The 19,466-nt window shown below is 57.8% G+C and carries 17 protein-coding genes; 12 read left to right on the top strand and 5 right to left on the bottom strand.

The window, feature by feature from the left end; all coding sequences use genetic code 11:
- Window positions 1-5: 5 nt before the first annotated feature.
- Entirely contained in the window at window positions 6-1,136 is a 1,131-nt protein-coding gene (locus M7439_RS03220) for a DUF3048 domain-containing protein (RefSeq protein WP_298346797.1), read from the top strand.
- 165 nt (window positions 1,137-1,301) lie between these two features.
- Complete coding sequence (locus M7439_RS03215; protein WP_298346795.1) at window positions 1,302-2,825, top strand: class I SAM-dependent DNA methyltransferase; 1,524 nt, start codon at window positions 1,302-1,304, stop codon at window positions 2,823-2,825.
- A gap of 376 nt (window positions 2,826-3,201) precedes the next feature.
- Here the strand turns inward: M7439_RS03215 and M7439_RS03210 are convergent, their stop codons facing one another.
- The 4 genes from M7439_RS03210 to M7439_RS03195 all read right to left on the bottom strand — a co-directional run bounded on the left by M7439_RS03210 (window position 3,202) and on the right by M7439_RS03195 (window position 8,770).
- A complete protein-coding gene (locus tag M7439_RS03210) occupies window positions 3,202-3,981 on the bottom strand; it encodes a Sir2 family NAD-dependent protein deacetylase (protein ID WP_308464380.1) in 780 nt (259 codons plus the stop codon).
- Entirely contained in the window at window positions 3,978-4,388 is a 411-nt protein-coding gene (locus M7439_RS03205; RefSeq protein ID WP_298346789.1) for a PPOX class F420-dependent oxidoreductase, read from the bottom strand. Before M7439_RS03205 ends, M7439_RS03210 begins: the two co-directional genes overlap by 4 nt.
- Before the next feature lie 13 nt (window positions 4,389-4,401).
- On the bottom strand, window positions 4,402-5,730 hold the full coding sequence (locus M7439_RS03200) for an MFS transporter (RefSeq protein ID WP_298346787.1): 1,329 nt from the start codon (window positions 5,728-5,730) through the stop codon (window positions 4,402-4,404).
- A gap of 88 nt (window positions 5,731-5,818) precedes the next feature.
- The gene (locus tag M7439_RS03195; RefSeq protein ID WP_298346785.1) at window positions 5,819-8,770 is read right to left on the bottom strand and encodes a proline dehydrogenase family protein; all 2,952 of its coding nucleotides are present in this window, start codon (window positions 8,768-8,770) and stop codon (window positions 5,819-5,821) included.
- A 96-nt stretch (window positions 8,771-8,866) separates the two neighbouring features.
- Between M7439_RS03195 and M7439_RS03190 the strand changes: the two genes are divergently transcribed.
- Window positions 8,867-9,730, top strand: coding sequence for an alpha/beta hydrolase (locus tag M7439_RS03190; protein WP_298346783.1), 864 nt, complete (start codon window positions 8,867-8,869; stop codon window positions 9,728-9,730).
- A 428-nt stretch (window positions 9,731-10,158) separates the two neighbouring features.
- Here the strand turns inward: M7439_RS03190 and M7439_RS03185 are convergent, their stop codons facing one another.
- Entirely contained in the window at window positions 10,159-11,208 is a 1,050-nt protein-coding gene (locus tag M7439_RS03185; protein WP_298346781.1) for a 2Fe-2S iron-sulfur cluster binding domain-containing protein, read from the bottom strand.
- A 185-nt stretch (window positions 11,209-11,393) separates the two neighbouring features.
- On the opposite strand from M7439_RS03185, the gene M7439_RS03180 reads away from it, so the two are divergent.
- The 9 genes from M7439_RS03180 to M7439_RS03140 all read left to right on the top strand — a co-directional run bounded on the left by M7439_RS03180 (window position 11,394) and on the right by M7439_RS03140 (window position 19,172).
- Complete coding sequence (locus M7439_RS03180; RefSeq protein WP_374045744.1) at window positions 11,394-12,386, top strand: hypothetical protein; 993 nt, start codon at window positions 11,394-11,396, stop codon at window positions 12,384-12,386.
- The gene (locus tag M7439_RS03175; protein WP_298346779.1) at window positions 12,359-13,234 is read left to right on the top strand and encodes a 3-hydroxyacyl-CoA dehydrogenase family protein; all 876 of its coding nucleotides are present in this window, start codon (window positions 12,359-12,361) and stop codon (window positions 13,232-13,234) included. The genes M7439_RS03180 and M7439_RS03175 overlap by 28 nt, the downstream gene beginning before the upstream one ends.
- A gap of 22 nt (window positions 13,235-13,256) precedes the next feature.
- Window positions 13,257-14,018 (top strand): enoyl-CoA hydratase/isomerase family protein, encoded by a 762-nt coding sequence (locus tag M7439_RS03170; RefSeq protein WP_298346777.1) that lies wholly within the window; start codon window positions 13,257-13,259, stop codon window positions 14,016-14,018.
- Between the two features lie 25 nt (window positions 14,019-14,043).
- On the top strand, window positions 14,044-14,529 hold the full coding sequence (locus M7439_RS03165; RefSeq protein WP_298346775.1) for a MaoC/PaaZ C-terminal domain-containing protein: 486 nt from the start codon (window positions 14,044-14,046) through the stop codon (window positions 14,527-14,529).
- Complete coding sequence (locus tag M7439_RS03160) at window positions 14,519-15,325, top strand: enoyl-CoA hydratase-related protein (protein WP_298346773.1); 807 nt, start codon at window positions 14,519-14,521, stop codon at window positions 15,323-15,325. The genes M7439_RS03165 and M7439_RS03160 overlap by 11 nt, the downstream gene beginning before the upstream one ends.
- A 3-nt stretch (window positions 15,326-15,328) precedes the next feature.
- A complete protein-coding gene (locus M7439_RS03155) occupies window positions 15,329-15,940 on the top strand; it encodes a TetR/AcrR family transcriptional regulator (RefSeq protein ID WP_298346771.1) in 612 nt (203 codons plus the stop codon).
- Complete coding sequence (gene paaI, locus M7439_RS03150; RefSeq protein WP_298346769.1) at window positions 15,937-16,362, top strand: hydroxyphenylacetyl-CoA thioesterase PaaI; 426 nt, start codon at window positions 15,937-15,939, stop codon at window positions 16,360-16,362. Before M7439_RS03155 ends, paaI begins: the two co-directional genes overlap by 4 nt.
- A 2-nt stretch (window positions 16,363-16,364) precedes the next feature.
- Window positions 16,365-17,564 carry a 3-oxoadipyl-CoA thiolase gene (gene pcaF, locus M7439_RS03145; protein ID WP_298346767.1) on the top strand — a complete coding sequence of 400 codons (1,200 nt, stop codon included), beginning with the start codon at window positions 16,365-16,367 and terminating at the stop codon, window positions 17,562-17,564.
- Between the two features lie 279 nt (window positions 17,565-17,843).
- The gene (locus M7439_RS03140) at window positions 17,844-19,172 is read left to right on the top strand and encodes a GGDEF domain-containing protein (RefSeq protein ID WP_298346765.1); all 1,329 of its coding nucleotides are present in this window, start codon (window positions 17,844-17,846) and stop codon (window positions 19,170-19,172) included.
- The last annotated feature ends 294 nt before the right edge of the window (window positions 19,173-19,466 follow it).

The following is a 19,466-nucleotide window of genomic DNA, read 5'->3' as shown; positions in this document are numbered from 1 at the left end:
GTGGGATGGCGCAGCATTCGCGTGCCAAAAAGCGAAGAGGGCGACAGCAGAGGCGAGTCAGACTTATCAAGGTTCTTGGTGTTCTTGCCATCGCTGTCATCGTGATTGGTGCCATAACCCTTGACTCGTTGCGGACTAGCCCAAACGCAAGGATCCCTGTAAAGGATAGGTCGGTCGGGACATCGAAGACCGTGCAATCAACACCGCCTGCGACGGCGACCTCCACCAGCGCGCGATGTCCGCTGACAGATCTCCCAGCGCCCAATGGGCAAGTTCCCCAGCGCCCGGCTCTTGCTATCAAAGTTGGTAATGATCCTGGTGCACGACCGCAGAGTGGGCTGAGTGGGGCTGATGTGGTGTATGAGGTCCAAGCAGAGGGAGGCATCACTCGTTTTATTGCAGTCTTCCAGTGTCAGTCGCCACCGATGGTGGGACCGATCCGTTCACTTCGTTGGGTCGACTGGCATGTGGTGCACCAGCTAGGGCATCCGATATTGGTCTCTGCTGGTGGCATCATTCCCGATATCCAAGGGGTCAAAGCCCAAGGGTGGTTGCACTATATCGATGCGCTTTCCTATGTGGGAGCACCATTTGTGAGAATTACTTCGCGCGTTCCGCCGGAGAATCTCTATGGATCAACCGCTGAGATTTGGAAGCTGGTAGGGTCGAAGACGCCGCCTCCGCGCCTCTTCGACTTCTCGACCCAAGTCCCCGCAGGTGGCAACGGCGTCGATACGGTGGTTCTCCCATTTTCGGCGGCTGAAGACGTCAGTTGGGAGTGGAGCGCAAGTGCTGGTCGCTTCCTGCGTTTCTATTCAGGACAACCTGCCTACGGCAACGGAGGCGAGCAGTTGAGTGCGACCAATGTTGTGGTGCAGTTTGTCAATGCTCCTCCTGGTAAATACAACGAGAGCGGCCCCGACAGCCTGGGCGTGCACTCGCAGACGGTTGGCGAAGGCTCTGTTTGGATTTTGCGCAATGGTGAGATCTTCAAAGGACATTGGGAACGACGCACGTTGGAGCAACCGACCTCCTATTACCTTTCCAATGGTGAGCAGATCACATTAGCGCCAGGGCAAACCTGGGTAGAGGTGGTTCCCAATTGGGTCCAGGCCTCAGAGACCCCGGCACCATAGCGGTGATGCCGTGATGACCGACCAAGGTCGGGCAGTTCGCCTATGGGGCGTTGCAGGTGAGGTCTTGGTGACGGAACCGATCGCCCCAGGGTGTACGAGGTGGGTTTGGGTGGACCTCGATTGGGTGAATCACCAGCGTGTGACCGATCGATCGCACGGATGGTCATGAGCGGCGAGAAAAGCCTTGATGAACGGGCCCATGGCATGTATTTCACACCGGTGGAGGTTGCGACCCAGCTGTTGACGTCCTTCTTTCAAGGGTATGATCTTGAGGTGCGACGGGTACTTGACCTCTCCTCTGGTGCTGGGTCCTTTCTCGTTGCAGCCGATCGAACACTGCCGAGCCCGATGCGTTTGATAGGCGTCGAGGTAGATGCCGAGGTCGCGCAACGGTGCGATCGTGAGATGTCCGCTAGCTTGCGGAACGGAAACACTCTCCGAATCATTCATGGGGACGGTCTCGACCCTGCGCTGAACACTGAGCTCTCGCGCAAGTATGGTGACTTTGATCTGGTGATCGGAAATCCTCCATTTTTGAGCCCTCGGCTGCGCTCGCGCAGGTACGAGGGCATTAATAGCGTTGATTGGGCGACACTGCGTCAAACCTACCGCGGGATCTCGAGGGCAACCACCGATCTTTCGACCTACTTTCTGGCTCGTGCCTTTGATCATCTACGGGTGGGGGGAGTCTGCGGTATGATTCTGCCACTCTCCTGTCTGTCCGCTGAAGGGTCATCCGAGGTCCGTCGATGGATCGATTCCCAAGGAGAGCTGCTACGGGTCGATCGGTTGCCTGAGGAAACCTTCGATGCCTCGGTGATCACGGTCTGTCTTTGGGTGCGAAGGTTGGGCAAGGAGTCGGTATGGGATGAGACGGGTGGAATCCGAGAGGGTAGCACCAGTTGGGGCTCGTGGGTGGCTGAGTCTCCCGCACTCGGGCTCTCGGCGCGATGGCGCGTGAAGGATGTGGCGAGAGTAACCGCTGGTTTTCGCGATGAGTTTTATCAGGTAGCTGCCAAGGTAGGCGAAGGCACCCCAGAGATCGATGAACACGAGGCAAGTGCACGACAACCGGCTGATGGTCAGCGGCTCCATCGCGTGCTCACCGTCGGGCATCTCGGTTGGAGTGAGCCGCAATGGGGTCATCGCAGCGTCCGTATCGGAGGACATCGTTTTCTCTACCCGGCGTTAAGTGAGCAAGCGATGAGCACCATGAAAAAATCCCTTCGTGGGCTGTTGGCGCCAAAGCTGGTGATAGCACCGCAGAAGCGAGTGGTAGCACCCTGGGTCGATAGGGACGGCACCACCTTGCCGCTCACTCCGGTGATCTCTCTTTTTGCCAAGGATGAACGAGGGGTTGGATTGTCGCTATTGGCAGCTGCGCTCGGTTCGCCAGCGGCAGCTGGCTTCCTGGAACATCGTTGTGCAGGAACGGCCTTAAGCCCGAAGGCATTGAAGTTTTCGGCGCGAGATCTCGGAGAGGTTCCGTTGCCGATAACGAGGGTTGCCTGGGATCAAGCAGCGCGTTTTTGGCCACCGTGGGTGCCTGGCAACCTGGATCCTTACCTTCGGGCGATTCGCGATGCATACCAGATTGACGATGCACTCTGGTCCCAGCTACTCGCCTGGTGGCTCCCCAGGCTTGGACAGCCTTCCCCGCAACGCTTGCTTCGCCCAAAACACCAATGAGACCTTTGCAGGTCTCATTGGTGTTTTGGGGGTTTGGGATGGGGTTGTTGGTACTCTCCAACCTATGCCGCGTTGTTGTGAGTTCCCTGGTAACAATGCTATGGATTGCTGGGAGATTGAGGCCAATTGCGCCTGCAAACCATCAAGCAAGGCTCTAGTCGAGTATCCCTAGCACTCTGAGCCATTTGGAGACACGCGACCGAACTGGCCCCTCAGCGCTTGCTTGGCCCAAAACACCAATGAGACCTTTGCAGGTCTCATTGGTGTCTGGGGGTTTGGGATGGGGTTGTTGGTACTCTCCAACCTATGCCGCGTTGTTGTGAGTTCCCTGGTAACGCGAGCAGCGCTTCTTGGGGAATGATGGATCGGAACTCCATCAGGCGGCATGGTGTATTTTGGTAGCGAGAACTCGGAGAAACTCCTGGCAATCTGCATGAATCTTGATGACTCCTCGGTTGTCATACCGAGTGGGGCCCTGGTTTACCACAACTACATGTCGTTCTCGCTCAAGCGCAAACGCGACGAGACGGGCTGCCGGGTTGACGGAGAGGGTGCTACCGAGCACGAGGAGGACCTGGGCGTTGTTGATGAGCTCTTGGGCCGTCTCTAGCCTGGTAGGTGGGACTGGTTCACCGAAGGTTACGGTGTTGGAGGTGAGCAAGCCACCGCTGCGATTGGCATCGTGACAGCGGAGGCAGGTTGGATCGCTATCGCCGTTGGCTACGCGAGCAAGCGCTTGGTCCATCGGTTGGATATCTCCACAGCAGAGACAGCGAGTCTCGCGGATGCATCCATGTAGTTCGACCAGCGGGTAGCTGTGGCCGGTGACCAGTCGATGGAGGCCATCGACGTTTTGGGTGATCACACCGGTGAGCGTACCGCTGTTGGCGAGTGCTCCAAGAAGTTGGTGTCCCGGCGTTGGTTGGGCGCCGTAGAGCGGGTTGGTGAGGCGATCCCTCCACAGACGTCGTCTCAGTTCGGGATCGCTGCGATACTGGCTCACGCGCGACAGCTTTGCTGCAGAAGGATCTTTGGTCCAGACGCCGTTTGGCCCACGATAATCGGGGATACCAGCAGCGGTCGAAAGACCAGCACCGGTAAAGGCCACCATGGGTGCCAACTGGAGGTCATCGATACGCTGCTCGAGGTCGGTCATCCGCTGACGGTTGGTCCGATGCGAGTTACGGCGATTTCGATGAGCACCCGGTGCTCTGTCACCATAGCCTCACGATAGCTTGCCCAGTCGTTGTGTTCACCCGCCGCCAGGCGGTAATAGTCGATCAGTCGATCCATCGCCGTTGGCAGTGAACAGATGGTAGCGATCCCGTCGGCCTGCATCCAACTGCCAAAGAAGGAATCGGGAAAGACGCAGAGGAAAACGGAGGGGTTCCGACGAAGGTTTCGGGTTTTGATAGCAGTCTCTCGCGACGAGACCCCGATGGTGGTTGGGCTCATCGCTACTGCGAGGACCGGAGAGAGCTGGACTCCTCCATCGCTGCGATAGGTGCCAAGAACTGCATGGTGATTCGTTGCCAAGAACTCTAGTGTGGGCGGAGTGGCCATGTAAAGTATCCTATTAGTCCGTTGGGGTCTGTTCCTCGCGGCGTATTTCGAGTACTCCGTCGTTCTTGTCACGTAGTCGTGCAATCTCTTCGGGGGGAGCTGCATTGCGGAAGAAGAAGTAGTAGGCAAAGGCGGAGATCGTCTGGATGACGCTAGCTATCTCAAAGGGTAAGGAGAGGCTGACGTCATCGAGCAGATAACCGGTCAGGGTGGGGGAGATTGCCATCACAATCTGGGACGGAAGATTCGATAGTGCGGCGACTCGGGCCTGCTCTGAAGGGTCTGCCATCGCAAGCACGTAGGACTGGCGCAAGGGGAGCGCCACCCGTTGGGCAAACATGCGGATTGTGTAGATCACACCAGCGATAACGAAGGTTGGTGAGAGTGCGAGAGGAATGAGCAGTAGGCCCTGCGCAATGCGCAGCCAGGATGTGATGCGAATGGTCCCAAAATGTTGTGCGACCTTTGGGGCGATGAGACCGGAACCTAGGGTGATGATATTGACCAGTAGGTACAGCTCGCCGATGGTCACCTCGTTGGCATGGTAACGGATATAGAGCCAATAGGTGACAAAGGGTCCGAACATCCCAACCGCAGCCCCATTGAGGGTATTGGTGACCCAGAGTCGATAGAGGAGCCATCGGGATCGCTCCGGGAAGGCGAAGACCTTCTCCTGTTTGTGGGCACTCGGATGTTTGGCTTGAACGGGGTGGCTTGACAGGAACATAGCGATGATGCTCGCTACCAATGCGGCGAGTGAAGCGATCAACATGCTCGGACGGAAGACTGCGACCGCAGCGGTACGCAGCACGTGCTCATGTCCAGAGAGCGCTGCGAGGCCAGTGCCGATGAGTGCCCCTCCAGTCGAGGCTAGCGAGACCAGCGAGAAGGCTCGATTCCGATTTGCGGGGCTGATGGAGTTGACGATCAATTGGGATTCAGCTGGTTGGTAGGGGCCGACCATCCCTGCACCTGCGCCCGCACCTCGTCCGAAGCTTGCGAGTGCCGCAAAGATGAACAGCACTGCGGTGTCGCTGGAGAAGGCGTAGACCACGCCGGCGACGGCAACCAACGCAGGCACGATGACCATGAAGGATTTCGCACCGACTTTGTTCGTGGCAAAGCCGATGCCCGAGGACATGCCCGCAGCGACGAGTGCGACGATCAAGTACAGGATCCCGAGTTCGAAGCCGTTGAAACCCAGGGTGGCAAGGTAGAGAGGCACCGCGATCCCGGCGATCGCCCGCGACACACTCATCGCCACCCGTGCGGTAAAGATGAGCGAGAGGTCTTTGGTCTGGAGTACCTCCAACCATGAACCTGAACTTGTAGCCTTGGTCAATGTCGCGCCCTACTATACATACTCCCTACAAACTAGTTGTAGAGAGCAAGTATTCCTGTCGCGAGAAGGCTGATCCTCGCCCTAGGCGCTATTCGCTGATGTCTGGGGAGAAGCCCTGGCGCAAGAGATTCTCCGAGATCACTTGCTGATCGGCAAATTGGAGAAGGTAGGAGGGTCCTCCCGCCTTGAAACCGACGCCGGAGTTACCAAAACCTCCGAAGGGATGACGCCCTGGAATGGCCCCGGTGATTCCACGATTGACATAGAAGTTACCAGCCCGGGCCGCATTCGCCACCCGCGCGATCGCTTGGGCAGAGCGCGAGAAGACCCCCTGCGTTAAGGCATAGATTGTATCGTTGGCACGCCAGATGGCGTCATCGAGATCGCCTGCACGCTCCACCGTCAGCACGGGGCCGAAGATCTCCTCTCGATAGAGCGGGGACTGGCGATCCGGATTGACAAAGATGGTGGGTGGGACAAAGTAGCCGTCGAGATCCGGTCGGGTTCCCTGGTAGAGCAGTTCAGAGCCGGCCTTTCCTGCGTCGATCATGCCGGTAATCTTGGCCAGCGCTGCGTCATCAATGACGGGACCCATCTGGGTCGCTGGGTTGCGAGGGTCACCAATGATCAAGGTCTTGGTGGCCTGGGTCAGTCGGTGTACGAAGGCATCAAAGATCTGACCATGAACAATCACCCTTGAGCAGGCGGAGCATTTCTGGCCCGCAAAGCCGAAGGCTGAGTAGATAACGCCAGGTACCGCCTGGTCGAGATCGGCATCAGCATCGACCACAATGGCGTTCTTGCCACCCATCTCGGCGATCACTCGCTTCAAGGAGGTCTGCCCAGGTACGACGCGACCTGCGGCCTCGATGATGTCAAGCCCGACGGCTCTTGAGCCAGTGAAGGCGATGGTAGAGACCAGTGGGTGGCGCACGAGCCTCGCGCCAACCGTCTCACCTCGGCCAGGGACGAAGCAGAGGGCGCCCGCAGGCAATCCCGCGTGTTCAAAGGCTCGGGCGATGTAACTCGCTGTGATTGGAGTCTGCTCCGCCGGTTTGAGGATGACGGAGTTGCCCATCACCAGCGCGGCTGCGGTCATGCCCATGGGGATTGCTAATGGGAAGTTCCAGGGTGGGATCACCAGGGTGAGACCACGGCTACGCCACCGAAGCTGGTTGGTTTCGCCAGCGGGGGAGTCGAGACGCTCGGTGGCGAGTCGCTCTGCCCAGATGGCGTAGTACTCAAGGAAGTCGATCGCTTCACCGATGTCGTTGTCCGCCTCAAGCCAGGGCTTGCCTGCCTCCATCACCTCGACCGCGTTGATCTCGCTGCGACGGCTCCGCAGGTAGGTTGCTGCTTTGCGGAGTACGGCAGCACGCTCGGGAAGCGTTGCGCTTGCCCACTTTGGTTGTGCGGCCAGCGCTGCTGACACCGCCGACTCCACCTGCTCCTCGCTCGCCTCCTCTACCGTGGCAAGTGTCTGAGCCGGCCTCGTTGGATTGAGGGAGTTCGACCAAGTGGCAGTCTCGGGGAGGGGGTGTCCGATCGAGAGCCGAACCTTGTTGGTAGCCCCTAGCGTACCGGCGACCCGGTCAATCGCCTCTTGTTGGAGTCGCATCTCATGCTGATGATGGAACTCCGTCGTGGGTTCGTGAGCATAGCCCACCGGGTAGCCAGCGGGAGGCTTGGTGCCATGCGTGGGTTTTGGAGGTGCGACCAGTCGAGCTATCGACTGCTTGCCGCCGAATCGTGCGCGCACAAAGGACGAGTTGGATGTATTTTCAAGAAGCCGACGCACGAGGTAACTCATCCCGGGCAGTAGCTCACCCACTGGCGTATAGATCCGCACGGATTGGCCCTGGGCGAGCAGCGCTGAGGCCATCGGTTCTGCCATGCCATAGAGCATCTGGATCTCATAGTCGGTTGGAGTGAGCCCGTGTGCTCGCGCATAGGCGATCGCATAGGAGAGGGACCTCAGGTTATGCGAGGCGAAGGCGGGATGCACCCTTCGATGGTTGTCCAGGAGGAGCCTGACGGACTCCTCGTAGCTGATGTCGCTCTCAGCCTTGTCGGTGAAGACCGGGGGAGTGTGGGATTCGGCTGATGCCTGCGCAAATTCGGTATCCCAGTAGGCCCCCTTGACTAAACGGATCCAAAGGCGAGGGTTGTCAGACTCTTGGTCACGGAGGAGATTGAGCAGTGTCTTCAGTTCGGTGACATGACGACGCAGGTAGGCCTGCATGACCAATCCAAGTTGGAGGTCGGCAAAGTTCTTGTCCAAAACCAGCCGATTGAAGACCTCGAGTGTGAGCTCGTAGGTATCATAGTGCTCCATGTCGAGGAAGATCAGCGTGCCGGCATCCTGGGCTGATTTCAGGAGTGGAGTGATGCGCTCGATGACCTCTTCGATGGCGCCCTCGCGCTGGAGTGGGCCATAGTGGGGTGTCAGTGCGCTTGGCTTGACGCTGATACTGACCATTGGTCCCGTTAGCTTCTTGTTCACCGCGAGGAACGGTGCCGAGGTGGTCAGCCGCTCGTGAATCTCGGTGATCCGGTTGATGTAGCGGTCACTCTCCGGGTAGGTGATAATCTTCTCGCCGAGGAGGTCGACGGTGGTAAGGTAGCCCTGTTGGGCCATCTGGCCAACTTTCCGAGCAATCTCATCGAGCTCGGTGCCGAGGATGAATTGGTTCGCCATCTCAATGATGTTGTTGCGGGTCAACGAGGTGAGTACGGAGCGGCCGATCCCAAGCTTTGAGGCGAGCGACTGGCTCGTCGCCATCCATTTCGGGGCTCGTGGATCGAGGTATTCGCGCACGTGCGCGGTGATCTGTTCGGGCCCCTCTAGTGTCGGAAAAACATCAACAAGTCGAAAGAGATCGGCACGAAAGACCGGATCTTTCAAGGCCTGTTTCATCACCAGCGAGGCGAGTCCCTTGAGCTGATAGACGCCACTTGGGCCGTCATAGGTGCTGATGGCGGCCGCGATCTCTTGAATGGTTGACTCCAGCGAAGTAGTGGTGGTGGACTCTGTGCTCATCACCGCATACTACCCTTTAAGCGTTCTGTTGTCAAAGATGTTTCGGTGTGTAGTTCTTCGTAGGAATTGGTTGCATAAGAGGTGAGGTGGCGGGTTGTGGAGACGCTGAGTGCGAAGATGCGAGATGGAGTCCGGCTGGTGTTGGATCGATTCGATCCAGTTGGCCCAAGCCTCACCGCTTCGGTAGTGCTGCTGCACGGGCTCTCATCTAATGCGCAATTTTGGTGGCCAGTTGCTCGCCTGCTCTCGGCGATGGGGGTCTGCACCTACACCCTTGACCAACGTGGACACGGCCGGTCGGGTGGCGCGCACACATCGATGGGGGTGGGTGCGAGTGCGGACGATCTCCTCAGCGTCGTGCAAGATCTCCCCAGTGGGGAGCCTTTCGGGGTCATCGGTCAGTCATGGGGGGCGTCAGTCGCGTTGCACTACGGTGCGTTGAGCGCTGATCGGCCAGGGGTTCGCCCCTACGTGGTGGGACTCGTCGATGGTGGTTTCCAGGCGATGGCTCGTAGTTTTGCCTCACGAGAGGAGGCCATACGGGTGCTTCGACCAACCGATATCGACGGGCGGCCGATCGAGGAGCTCGATGCTTTCTTTGAGCGGCGCTACCGGGACTGGGATCCGGAGGTTCTTCTGGCTGCTCGCGCTGGTTTTCGCATCGACACCAATGGTCTTGCCTATCGACGACTGAGCATCGAAGACCACATGATGATCCTGAATGACCTGCTCGACTATGAGCCTCACATCGACGCAGGACGTCTCCGTTCCAAACTGCTGCTGATCCCCGCGTTGTCGGGGCAGGCGGAGGCGGATGAAGCCAAGACAGTCGCGGCGGGTCGACTGCTAGCCGAGGCCCCCAACCAGGGTTGGCTCTATCCCATTCAGGGTGATCATGATCTGCATGCACAGTATCCAGAGCAGATCGCAGCGATTATCTTCGACGCCCTCTCCGCTTGATACAACAAGCGCACCTTCCTTTGTGCGATTGTAAGGTCTTTGGCGCTTGTTGATCCACCATTTGGTACTCCGACTACTCGGCACTCCGGCTGCTCGATGCTGCCATGAGCGGTGGTATCGACCATGCTGGTTCATGTGCTCGCCGTTGGATCCGGTTCGCGGTTTGGAGGACTAGAGGCGAGATGCCTGAGGATGCAGTTGGGTCCGGTAGTGAGGGTTAGCGGGATGTTTTGGCATCGTCTCCGTAGTCGGCCCACCATGAGATCTAGGGTGCGGAGAGAGCGTCATCGTCTGCTGACGCTCACCGAGTAGCAAGGAGTGCGTACCAGAGGGGATCCCGCTGGCCCGACAAGGACTAATTGGTACGAGGACACGACAAGCGACCTCATGGTGTCGATGCATTGGGTGATCGATCGAGGGGCGGGTCGTTATCCGAGAATGGACAACGAGGAGAAGTCGCCTTGCTGATCGGTGAAGGGCTCGGTGTAGACGGCGCCGGGCTCCAAGGCTTGGACGGCTCGCGTGCAATCTTGGACGAAGGCGTCACTGCCAGCGATGAAGACCGCGGTATCGGCGAGGTGAGGAAAGATATCGCTGAGCATGCCGGGGAGGCGCCCATGATAGTGTGGGATCTCCCCGCAGCTCGGATCGTGAGGATGCCGCGTGTAGGTGACCTGGAGTTCAAAATTGGGGTATCGATGGGTCAGATACGCGAGTTGGCCAGGGGGATAGACATCGCTTGGCGTACGTGCGGAGAACAGCAGCGTGACGTGATGGGCAAATCCCCGGCGTAGTGCGGCTTCAGTGAGTGAAAGGATAGGTGCCAACCCCGATCCTCCCGCGATGAGCAGGACCGGTGTCGCGGTGGCGGGGTCTCCGATGAAGGAGCCGTAGGGCCCGTTGACCATGAGCGTGTCGCCGATGGCGACGTTATTGGTCAACCAGGTGCTGGTTTGGCCGAAAGGTTCTCGGGTGATCTCGAGGATCAGCTCACCGTCGGGGCGGGGTGCGTTCGCCATTGAGTAGTTGCGCAAGGGGTACTCGGGTGGTGATCCAAGCTGCACGTGCTGCCCTGGCCAAAAGCGAAGAGGGTCACCGAGCGGTCGCAGTCGCAGTTCAACGATGGAAGGGGTGCGTTCTAGCCGTTCTACGACGATATGTGGTACCTGCTCTCGAGGGGGGAACAGGGTGGGCTTGGCGTCCTCGGTACCCCATTCAATCGCCAGATAGTCCGAGAGCGGTTTGGCCATGCACATCGCGCCGTAGCCCTGCTGACGTTCCTCCTGCGAGAGTGCCATATCGAGGACGAATCCCTGATCGAAGGAGCCTGAGCGGACCTTGACTTTACACTCTCCGCATGTCCCAGCCCTGCAGTTGTTGGGCAAGGCCCAACCTTCGGCCTCCAAGGCGGCCAAAACCGTCATGCCGTCAGGGCAGGGTATCTCGTTACCGGATGGGTAAAGTCGAATGATCGACATGGGGCCTCCTTCGAGTTCTCGACACACACGATGGCCTTGGCTCGATTCGATGCTACTCACCGGATCATCGGATCAAACCATAACGAGCGCGACCGTGCTACTATTGTAGTGTCCCGACCGAATGGTCGGTCGATGTGTGAAAGGGGAATAACGTGGCACAGGCACATGACGGACTGGGTGGGTCGATGGAGTTTCCTCCGCCAATTGAACAGCCCAATGTTTTTCCTCTCTCATGGGAGTCAAAGACCGCAAAACTCGATGAGATCTGGGCTTCTGCACAGAAGGAGTATTGGGATCCCGCACGACTTCCATGGGATGGTCTTCGTCTTGATCAGATGTCAGCAGCTGAACGGGAGGCAGTGGCGTACTGGTTTTCGTTGCTATCAGTCTTTGATGCCTCAGCACCTCCGGTGTTCGCGACAGCGCTGGTGCACGCCTATGAGATCCATGAAGAGGACCCCGTACGTAGGGCGTTCTTCTCGATCACCCGTGACGAGCAGAACCACGAGATCGTCTGTGGTAAGGCTATCTCCTTGCTGACCCCAGGAGGCCCTCTCGACTACGAACCGCAGTCGGACCTTGGACGCCGGGCGAAGCGTAATGTCCAATGGCTCTATCACAACGGTGCGCGCTATTGGAACGGTTACAAAAAGGCGGTCCCTCGCTACTCCATGGCGGTGTTGTTTAGCTCCTTCCTCATGGGGGAAGTGGCGTCATCGACACTCTTTCATTATATGTACACGCATACGACGATTCCCGTCTTCAAGGAGGCGTTCCGTGCGATCGGTCGTGATGAGGGACGACACATGGCCATCTGTTTGTCGTTGATGGAGCGCGATTACCCCAAGATCAGTGATGAGGATCGTTCGATTGTGACAAAGCAGATTAGGGCGGGTTACGTCTTTCTCTCCGGTGTACTCTTTGAGCCTCCCTCCGACTTCTGGGATCTTCCTGACGACTTTATCTCTACACAACGTGAGATTGAAGAGGTTGCTCGTGCAGCGGGACTGGGAGTCGCCACCTACGATGAGAAGTTAGAGAATTGGCGGCAGGCGATGCTTAATGTCAAGGGGGTCTTGGAGCGTTATGATATTCCGTTCCCAGCCATCCCGGAGGTCGGCATCTCTGGAGAGGAAGTCACGGACGTAAATTGGGACGAGATCATTCCAGTGTTTTAGGGCAAGATCAAGAGGCAGCGATTGGGGTCGTCGGTGGAGGGACGATGGGTGCCTCGATCGCTTCCCAATCGTTGTTGAGCGGTCTTCGGACTACCGTGATTGAGGCCAGGCCGGATGCTGCCTCACGGGCGAGGGAGCACATCATCGCCACGCTGGGGCGGGCACGCAGTCGTGGATTCACCGACATCTCAGCGGAGGTCGTCGACCAAAACTTAGCGGTTGTCGTTGACTATGAGCGGCTTGAGGGCGCGAGTGTCGTGATCGAGAGTGTACCAGAGATCGTCGAACTCAAACGTGATGTCTTGCAACGGATCCGTCTCGTGGTTGGCGATGAGGTGCCGATCGGCTCCAACACCTCTGCGATCGCTATTGGCAGTCTGCAACAGGGCGTGGCGGGCGCGGAAAATATCGGTGGGTTGCACTTTTTTAATCCCGTTCCCGCCTCTTCGTTGATCGAGATCGTCGTCGGTCCCTCCACCAATGAGGCGACGGTTGCGGTCTTTAGGGCATTGGCCGAACGACTCGATAAAGAGGCGATCATTGTCAAGGATGCGCCCGGCTTTGCGACCTCACGGTTGGGGGTGGCCCTCGGTCTTGAGGCCATCCGTATGTTTGAAGATGGGGTGGCAAGCGCCGCCGATATCGACCAAGCGATGGTGCTTGGCTATAAACACCCGGTTGGTCCATTGCGGCTGACCGATTTGGTCGGTCTCGATGTCCGTCTGGCGATAGCACGATACCTCGAACAAACACTGGGTGATCGCTTTGCGCCCCCCGAACTACTGATCTCGATGGTTGAGGCTGGCCACCTTGGGAAGAAATCGGGGCAGGGATTCTTTGGCTGGTGATCACGGCACGCGGGGCAGAGTGATGCAAGAGCCTTCAGGGCCCGCACGCGGTCAATCTTTGGTGATGGTGAGCCAATCCGAGGGTGTAGTGCAGCTGAGTCTCAATCGACCCGAAAAGCGTAACGCCCTCTCGCTCGCACTGGTAGATCAGCTGCGCCAAACGCTCGAGCGTCTCCGGCACCAACCGGCCGTGCTCCTCTTGACCTCAAGCACGCCGGGGATGTTTATTGCTGGAGCTGATATCGCTGAGCTCGGCGAGCGCGGCGAGGAGGAGGCGTTCCGAGCCTTCAATGTAGAGCTCTTCGACGCACTAGCGCGTTGGCGTTGGCCCTCTATCGCTGCCATTGATGGGCCTGCTTTTGGTGGCGGATTGGAGTGTGCACTCGCCTGCGACTTGCGGGTTGCATCACCAAAAGCTCGCTTTGCACAACCGGAGTTGGGTCTTGGTATTCTGGCTGGTGCCGGAGGAAATTGGCGTCTCCCTGGCCTTGTCGGGGTGGGTATTGCTCGCAAAATGCTCTACCTTGGTGAGGTGATTGACGCAGCTGGTGCCCTCTCATCAGGTCTTGTTGACGAGGTCTGTGACGATCCAGTCCTTTGCGCACGCAAGTGGGCAGAGACCATCCGGACCAAGCCGTGGCGTGCCCTTGAGATAACAAAGCTAGCCTTGGGGGCAGGCGGACGTTCGTCGACCGGACTCATCGACACCTTAGGTCAGGCGATCCTGTTTGAGTCGGAGGAGAAGCAGGCTCGGATGCAGGCGTTTCTTGACCGACGTCACTAGCGAGTGCGAAAGGCTATAGAGGATTATGCGCGAATTTTCGTTGTCAGAGAGATATCCCATCCTCTACAAGGGGTATGGTGAAATCGCGATCGGGGAACGGCAGGCAACAAGGGGTCGTACGATTACCGAAGTTGATATTACGAATTGGTGTGCGCTGACCGGGGATTGGTTCTATCTCCATACGGACGCCCATGCGGCGCAAGCGTCGATGTTCCACCGAGTGGTCGCACCCGGCATCATGGTTTTTGCGATGGCTACCGGTCTCGGAGTCCCGGCGGACTCAACCGCGATTCTTGCCAACTACGGCTCTGACTCCATTCGCTATCCACACCCGACCTTTGTGGGTGACACCATCCATCTCGAAGCTGAGGTAATTGCAAAAGATGACAAGGGCGCAGACCGTGGGGTGGTTGCATTGCGTTGGCAGGTACTCAATCAGGAGACAACGCTCGTCTGTACCAGCGTATTAAAGGTTCTCGTCGCTCGGGAGATCCGTCCCTATGGCGTTTGAACGCGCCCTACCAGGCTCCCTGGCGAGCCGAGATCCAGTGGTCTTCGCTCGCGGTGATGAGATCGCCGAAGTATGGTTGAACCGGCCAGAGCGCTTGAATGCCACCACGGAGACGATGGTGCATATGTTCAATGAAGCGCTCGATGAGGTCGAGAAGCGTCCACCACGCGCCTTGCTGGTTGCTGGCGTGGGTCGAGCGTTTTGCGCCGGACGCGATCTTGGCGAGGCCAACCCTGAGGGGGAGGATGCCGAGGCGATCCTTGCGGAGCTCTACAACCCGCTGATACTGCGGCTGGCCGCTCTCGAGACAATCACGGTAGCGGCGGCGCATGGCGCCGTTCTGGGCACTGGACTCGGATTGGCACTCTCGTGTGACTTGGTCATCACCTCGACTACGAGTCGCTGGGGGTCTCCTTTTGGCCGCATTGGGGCAGTTCTCGACTCTGGCGGCCATTACTTCTTTGCTAACCTTGGCATCGCACGGGCCTTTGGTCTTATTCTGCTTGGTGAGCTGCTCGATGGGCGAGGTGCATTCGAACAGGGACTCGTCTCAAGAGTCGTCGATGATGCCGAGTTTGATGACGAGGTCTCCCGTCGGGTGAGCCAGGTGGCTCAAGGGCCAACCCAGGCTTTTCTTGCCTCCAAACGCATTCTGAATGAGGAACGCGTGCCCGCCCTCGCCAAGATACTCTCGCTGGAGGCCAAGGCACAGGGAGCATGCGCCACGACAGGTGATTATCGATCGGGCATCCGTGCCTTTATAGCGCATCAAGACCCCTTGTTCACGGGACGTTGAGTTTTGGTTGACTCTCTCGTGCCAGTGCGACGCCAAGAGATCGCGCGACTTGCGGTGAACCGATTCGCCCTGAAGGGCTTCGATGGCACATCGATGAACGATCTTGCTCAGCATGTTGGCCTCTCGAAGGCGGGCATCTATCACTACTTTGCTACCAAGGAGGCGATTCTCTTTGAGGCGTTGCTCGGGTACTCCGAGCGGCTCTTGTCGACCGTGCAGTGCGCCCTCGAAGGTGGCGATACCCCCTCAGTGCAGCTATCGCGGGTGATCGAAGCGGTGCTCTATCTTTATCGCGATGCCGATGCCTATCACCAAGCCCAGATCAATGATCTTGCACGCCTTGCATCATCCCAGCAGGAGATCATTCGTGAGAACGAACGCAGGGTGGTCCGGGTGATGGAAGGACTTCTGCAGCAGGTAGGGCCCGAACTCGATGCATCGACCATCAAAGCGTTGACGATGTCAACGTTCGGTATCTTGAACTGGCATGCTCGCTGGTTTCGTGAGGGATCCGGAAAACTGGGGCTGTCCGAATATGCGAGCCTGGTCACCGAGTTTGTCGTGGGCGGAGTGGCCAACGTAGTGGCCCAACGGACAGGAGAGAGGCAACCATGACCGATCAGGAGCTCGCACAGGCGTGTGCAAAGGCGATGTATGCACGCGATGTCGCGTCGCAAGCGCTTGGAATCGAGGTCGCAGAGGTGGGGCCAGGTTTGGCGGATCTCACCATGCAGGTGACGGATGCGATGGTGAACGGGCATGGAATCTGTCATGGCGGTTATCTCTTTCTCTTCGCTGACACCGCGTTCGCCTTTGCTTGCAACACCTATAACGTGGTGACGGTTGCACAGAGCGCAGCGGTGGAGTTTATCGTTCCGGTCTATCGGGGAGAATGGTTGGATGCGCGGGCGCGTGAGGTGACCCGTTTTGGGAGGAACGGACTCTATGATGTTGCGGTTGAACGAGGGGGCGAGGTCGTTGCGCTCTTCCATGGTCGATCGCGGTCATTGGGACAACCGGTGTTAGAGGAGGAGTAATCGTGCCAAAGGCCTATATCGTTGGTGGGGTTCGCACCCCGTTTGGTCGTTATGGTGGCGCACTCTCGTCGGTGCGTACCGATGACCTTGCCGCGGATGTCCTACGAGCACTCGTCGCCCGGTATCCCTCGGTGATAGGGCATATCGATGAGGTGATCTTGGGATGTGCGAACCAAGCGGGTGAGGATAACCGCAATGTCGCCCGTATGGCGAGTCTGTTGGCGGGGCTTGGTGTTGAGACCCCAGGCGTCACCGTGAACCGGCTCTGTGGGTCCGGACTTGAGGCTGTCTTGACCGCCTCGCGGTTGATTCAGAGCGGTGACGGCAAGGTTGTGATCGCCGGTGGTGTCGAGGGCATGTCTCGTGCCCCCTTTGTCATGCCGAAGGCCGCTAGTGCCTTCGATCGTTCCATGGAGGTGTTCGATACCACTCTCGGGTGGCGATTCATCAATGCGCGCATGCAGGAGGAGTACGGCATCGACTCGATGGGTGAGACGGCCGAGAACGTCGCTCAGGAGTTTTCGATCTCTCGCGAGGATCAGGACGCCTTCGCGCAGCGGTCACAAGAGCGCGCAGCCAAGGCACAGGAGAACGGACGGCTCAGTCGCGAGATCGTTCCCGTTGAGGTCCAGAGTCGGCGCCAGAGCATGGTGGTCGACCGCGATGAGCATCCCCGCTTGACCTCGTTGGACAAGCTATCTCAACTCAAGGCGGCGTTCCGTCCGGGAGGTACGGTCACCGCCGGCAACGCGAGTGGGCTCAACGATGGGGCCGGTGCGCTGCTCGTCGTGAGTGATCAGGTGGTTGATCGGTATTCGCTGACTCCCATGGCAGAGGTGGTAGCGGGGGCAACCGCGGGCGTGCCCCCCCGCATCATGGGGATTGGGCCAGTGCCCGCTTCGCGCCGGGTCATGGAGCGACTGAATCTGCGCATTACCGACTTCGGTGTCGTTGAATTGAACGAAGCCTTTGCGGCGCAGTCGGTCGCTTGTCTGCGACAACTCGGTTTGCCCGATGATGCGGATTTTGTCAATCCGAATGGTGGAGCTATCGCCTTGGGACACCCTCTTGGTGCTAGCGGTGCGCGCCTCGCATTGACGGCGACGACCGAGTTAGCCGAACGTGATCTCGATCTTGCGTTGGTGACGATGTGCATTGGAGTCGGGCAAGGGATAGCGGCGGTGCTCCGGAGAGTGCGTTAGCTAAGGCAGGTACGAGATGGTCTCAGATCTGAATGATCGGCAGCAAGATGGCCGTCTCTCATCGCCTCAGTATTCGCCTCTCTTGTATGACTTGTTTGTATCGACTCATGAGCGCCTTTGTAAGACAGGAGGGTGCCTAAGTTTGTGTTATTCAACCTTGGGCTGTTCGGAGTCGATAGATAACCCATGGTTGTTGACAGACAAGATTTCATTGGCGTTGAGTCACGATGGCTTAGCCCACGCTTAACGTCGAGAGTTTTTTGGGATCTAGCGATCTGGATGTCGAGTTTTGGGCTGTTTGTTGGGGTTGCCTTTCCGTTTGTGGCTACGATTCTTGGAGTTCCGCCACGTATCACGCTGCGGCCAGATTTCTTTGCTGGTGCACTCTTCGCTGGCGTGATCGTTGGATCGGTAAACTTTGGCCTTGTTCGACTTGTGGTTGGTGCACGGTTGCATTTACTCTCTAGACGAATGGAGTATGTCAGTACGACACTTCGGGATACGACTTTTGCTGCTGATTCGATTAGTTGTTCTCCTGATACTTGTCAGCTGAGCGTGGACTCCAAAGATGAGCTAGGCGATGTGGCTCAGTCCTTCAACAGACTCCTTGACTCACTGCATAGTTCCTGGACAACAGAGGCCGCAATTCGCTCGGTCGCGGGTTCGGTGGCTGGCCATCTGGCCCTTGATGAACTGGTCATCACGATTCTGGACCAGTACATTGCGCGAGCCAGTGCGAGCGCGGGAGCGGTCATTGTGGAACGCGATGGAGTGCTCTCGGTTGCCGCGCAACGCAGCTTGGTTGGCGACATCATTGGAGATACCCGTGTACTACAGGATGCGCTTCGATCCCCTGCGATCACCTCCATAGCGGTGCTGTCAGGTGTCGCCATCGATGCCATCGTTGTATCATTTGTTCCTCGGGGAGTCTTGGTGATTCCGCTCTGGTTTGGTGGACAGGCCCTTGGGGCCGTCGTGCTAGCATTCGCAAACAATGTCGACCCTGGTGTCGCTCGGCTGCTGGAAGGATTTCAGCCGTCGACTTCGGTAGCGCTCAACAATGCCCTGATGTATGAGAGGTTCCAAAGGCTCGCTGCGCTCGATCCACTCACCGATGTCTATAACCGACGCTTTGGTCTCAACAGGCTCAATGAGGAGTTTGTACGGAGTACTCGGACAGGATCACCGTTGGGTATCTTGAGTCTTGATATCGACCATTTCAAGGATGTGAACGACACCTATGGCCACCTTGCCGGGGATCGGATACTGCGTTCGGCGGCGTCTATCATGCGCTCTTCCGTGAGAGCGGGTGATGTCGTCATCAGAACAGGTGGTGAGGAGTTTACCGTGGTTATTCCCGGAGCTGGCTTCAATGATGTGAGGAGTTTGGGAGAGAGAATTCGCCGTAGTATTCAACTGGAGAGGGTCGATATTGGTAGTGATGAAATTTCTGTTACTGTCAGCATCGGTGGATTATCATATTATGGTACCGAGCTGCGCGATCCTGAGGAGCTGTTAGCTAAGGCAGATCAGTGTATGTATGCGTCGAAACAGTCTGGGCGCAATAAGCTCACGATGATACATACTCATGAACTTGTCAGTGACTAGTGCAATTGTCGAATTACCGCATCATCGCGTCAAGTAATATTTGGCCTAGTGTTAAGGTGTTTCATGAGGGATGAAAGATGTAGATGAGATACGGGTAGATGAAGGATCTTATGGTGTGTTGTCTAAGTGGCTAAACTTGCTATCCTGCCCATGTCTTCAGCCCGAAAGCTTTGAAAGATCAGGCGCATTAGGCACCGTTGCATCAAGGCGGTGCCCGTGTGCACTAGTGCTGTTACTCGTGACGATGGGCCTACTGGGTCGATGCAGGTCGCCCCTGCGCTTGTAATGATAGGA

Origin of the sequence: Ferrimicrobium sp. (genome assembly GCF_027319265.1) — a bacterium.
In the GTDB taxonomy this organism is placed as follows: Bacteria; Actinomycetota; Acidimicrobiia; order Acidimicrobiales; family Acidimicrobiaceae; genus Ferrimicrobium.
The sequence above is the reverse complement of the archived record's forward strand: the minus strand, read 5'-3'. Positions and strand labels throughout refer to the sequence as shown.

Coding starts and splice junctions, on each gene's coding strand:
- M7439_RS03220 (WP_298346797.1), top strand. CDS start 6: ATGGCGCAGCATTCGCGTGCCAAAAAGCGAAGAGGGCGACAGCAGAGG.
- M7439_RS03215 (WP_298346795.1), top strand. CDS start 1,302: ATGAGCGGCGAGAAAAGCCTTGATGAACGGGCCCATGGCATGTATTTC.
- M7439_RS03210 (WP_308464380.1), bottom strand. CDS start 3,981: ATGACCGACCTCGAGCAGCGTATCGATGACCTCCAGTTGGCACCCATG.
- M7439_RS03205 (WP_298346789.1), bottom strand. CDS start 4,388: ATGGCCACTCCGCCCACACTAGAGTTCTTGGCAACGAATCACCATGCA.
- M7439_RS03195 (WP_298346785.1), bottom strand. CDS start 8,770: ATGAGCACAGAGTCCACCACCACTACTTCGCTGGAGTCAACCATTCAA.
- M7439_RS03185 (WP_298346781.1), bottom strand. CDS start 11,208: ATGTCGATCATTCGACTTTACCCATCCGGTAACGAGATACCCTGCCCT.
- M7439_RS03180 (WP_374045744.1), top strand. CDS start 11,394: ATGGAGTTTCCTCCGCCAATTGAACAGCCCAATGTTTTTCCTCTCTCA.
- M7439_RS03170 (WP_298346777.1), top strand. CDS start 13,257: ATGCAAGAGCCTTCAGGGCCCGCACGCGGTCAATCTTTGGTGATGGTG.
- M7439_RS03165 (WP_298346775.1), top strand. CDS start 14,044: ATGCGCGAATTTTCGTTGTCAGAGAGATATCCCATCCTCTACAAGGGG.
- M7439_RS03160 (WP_298346773.1), top strand. CDS start 14,519: ATGGCGTTTGAACGCGCCCTACCAGGCTCCCTGGCGAGCCGAGATCCA.
- paaI (WP_298346769.1), top strand. CDS start 15,937: ATGACCGATCAGGAGCTCGCACAGGCGTGTGCAAAGGCGATGTATGCA.
- M7439_RS03140 (WP_298346765.1), top strand. CDS start 17,844: ATGTCGAGTTTTGGGCTGTTTGTTGGGGTTGCCTTTCCGTTTGTGGCT.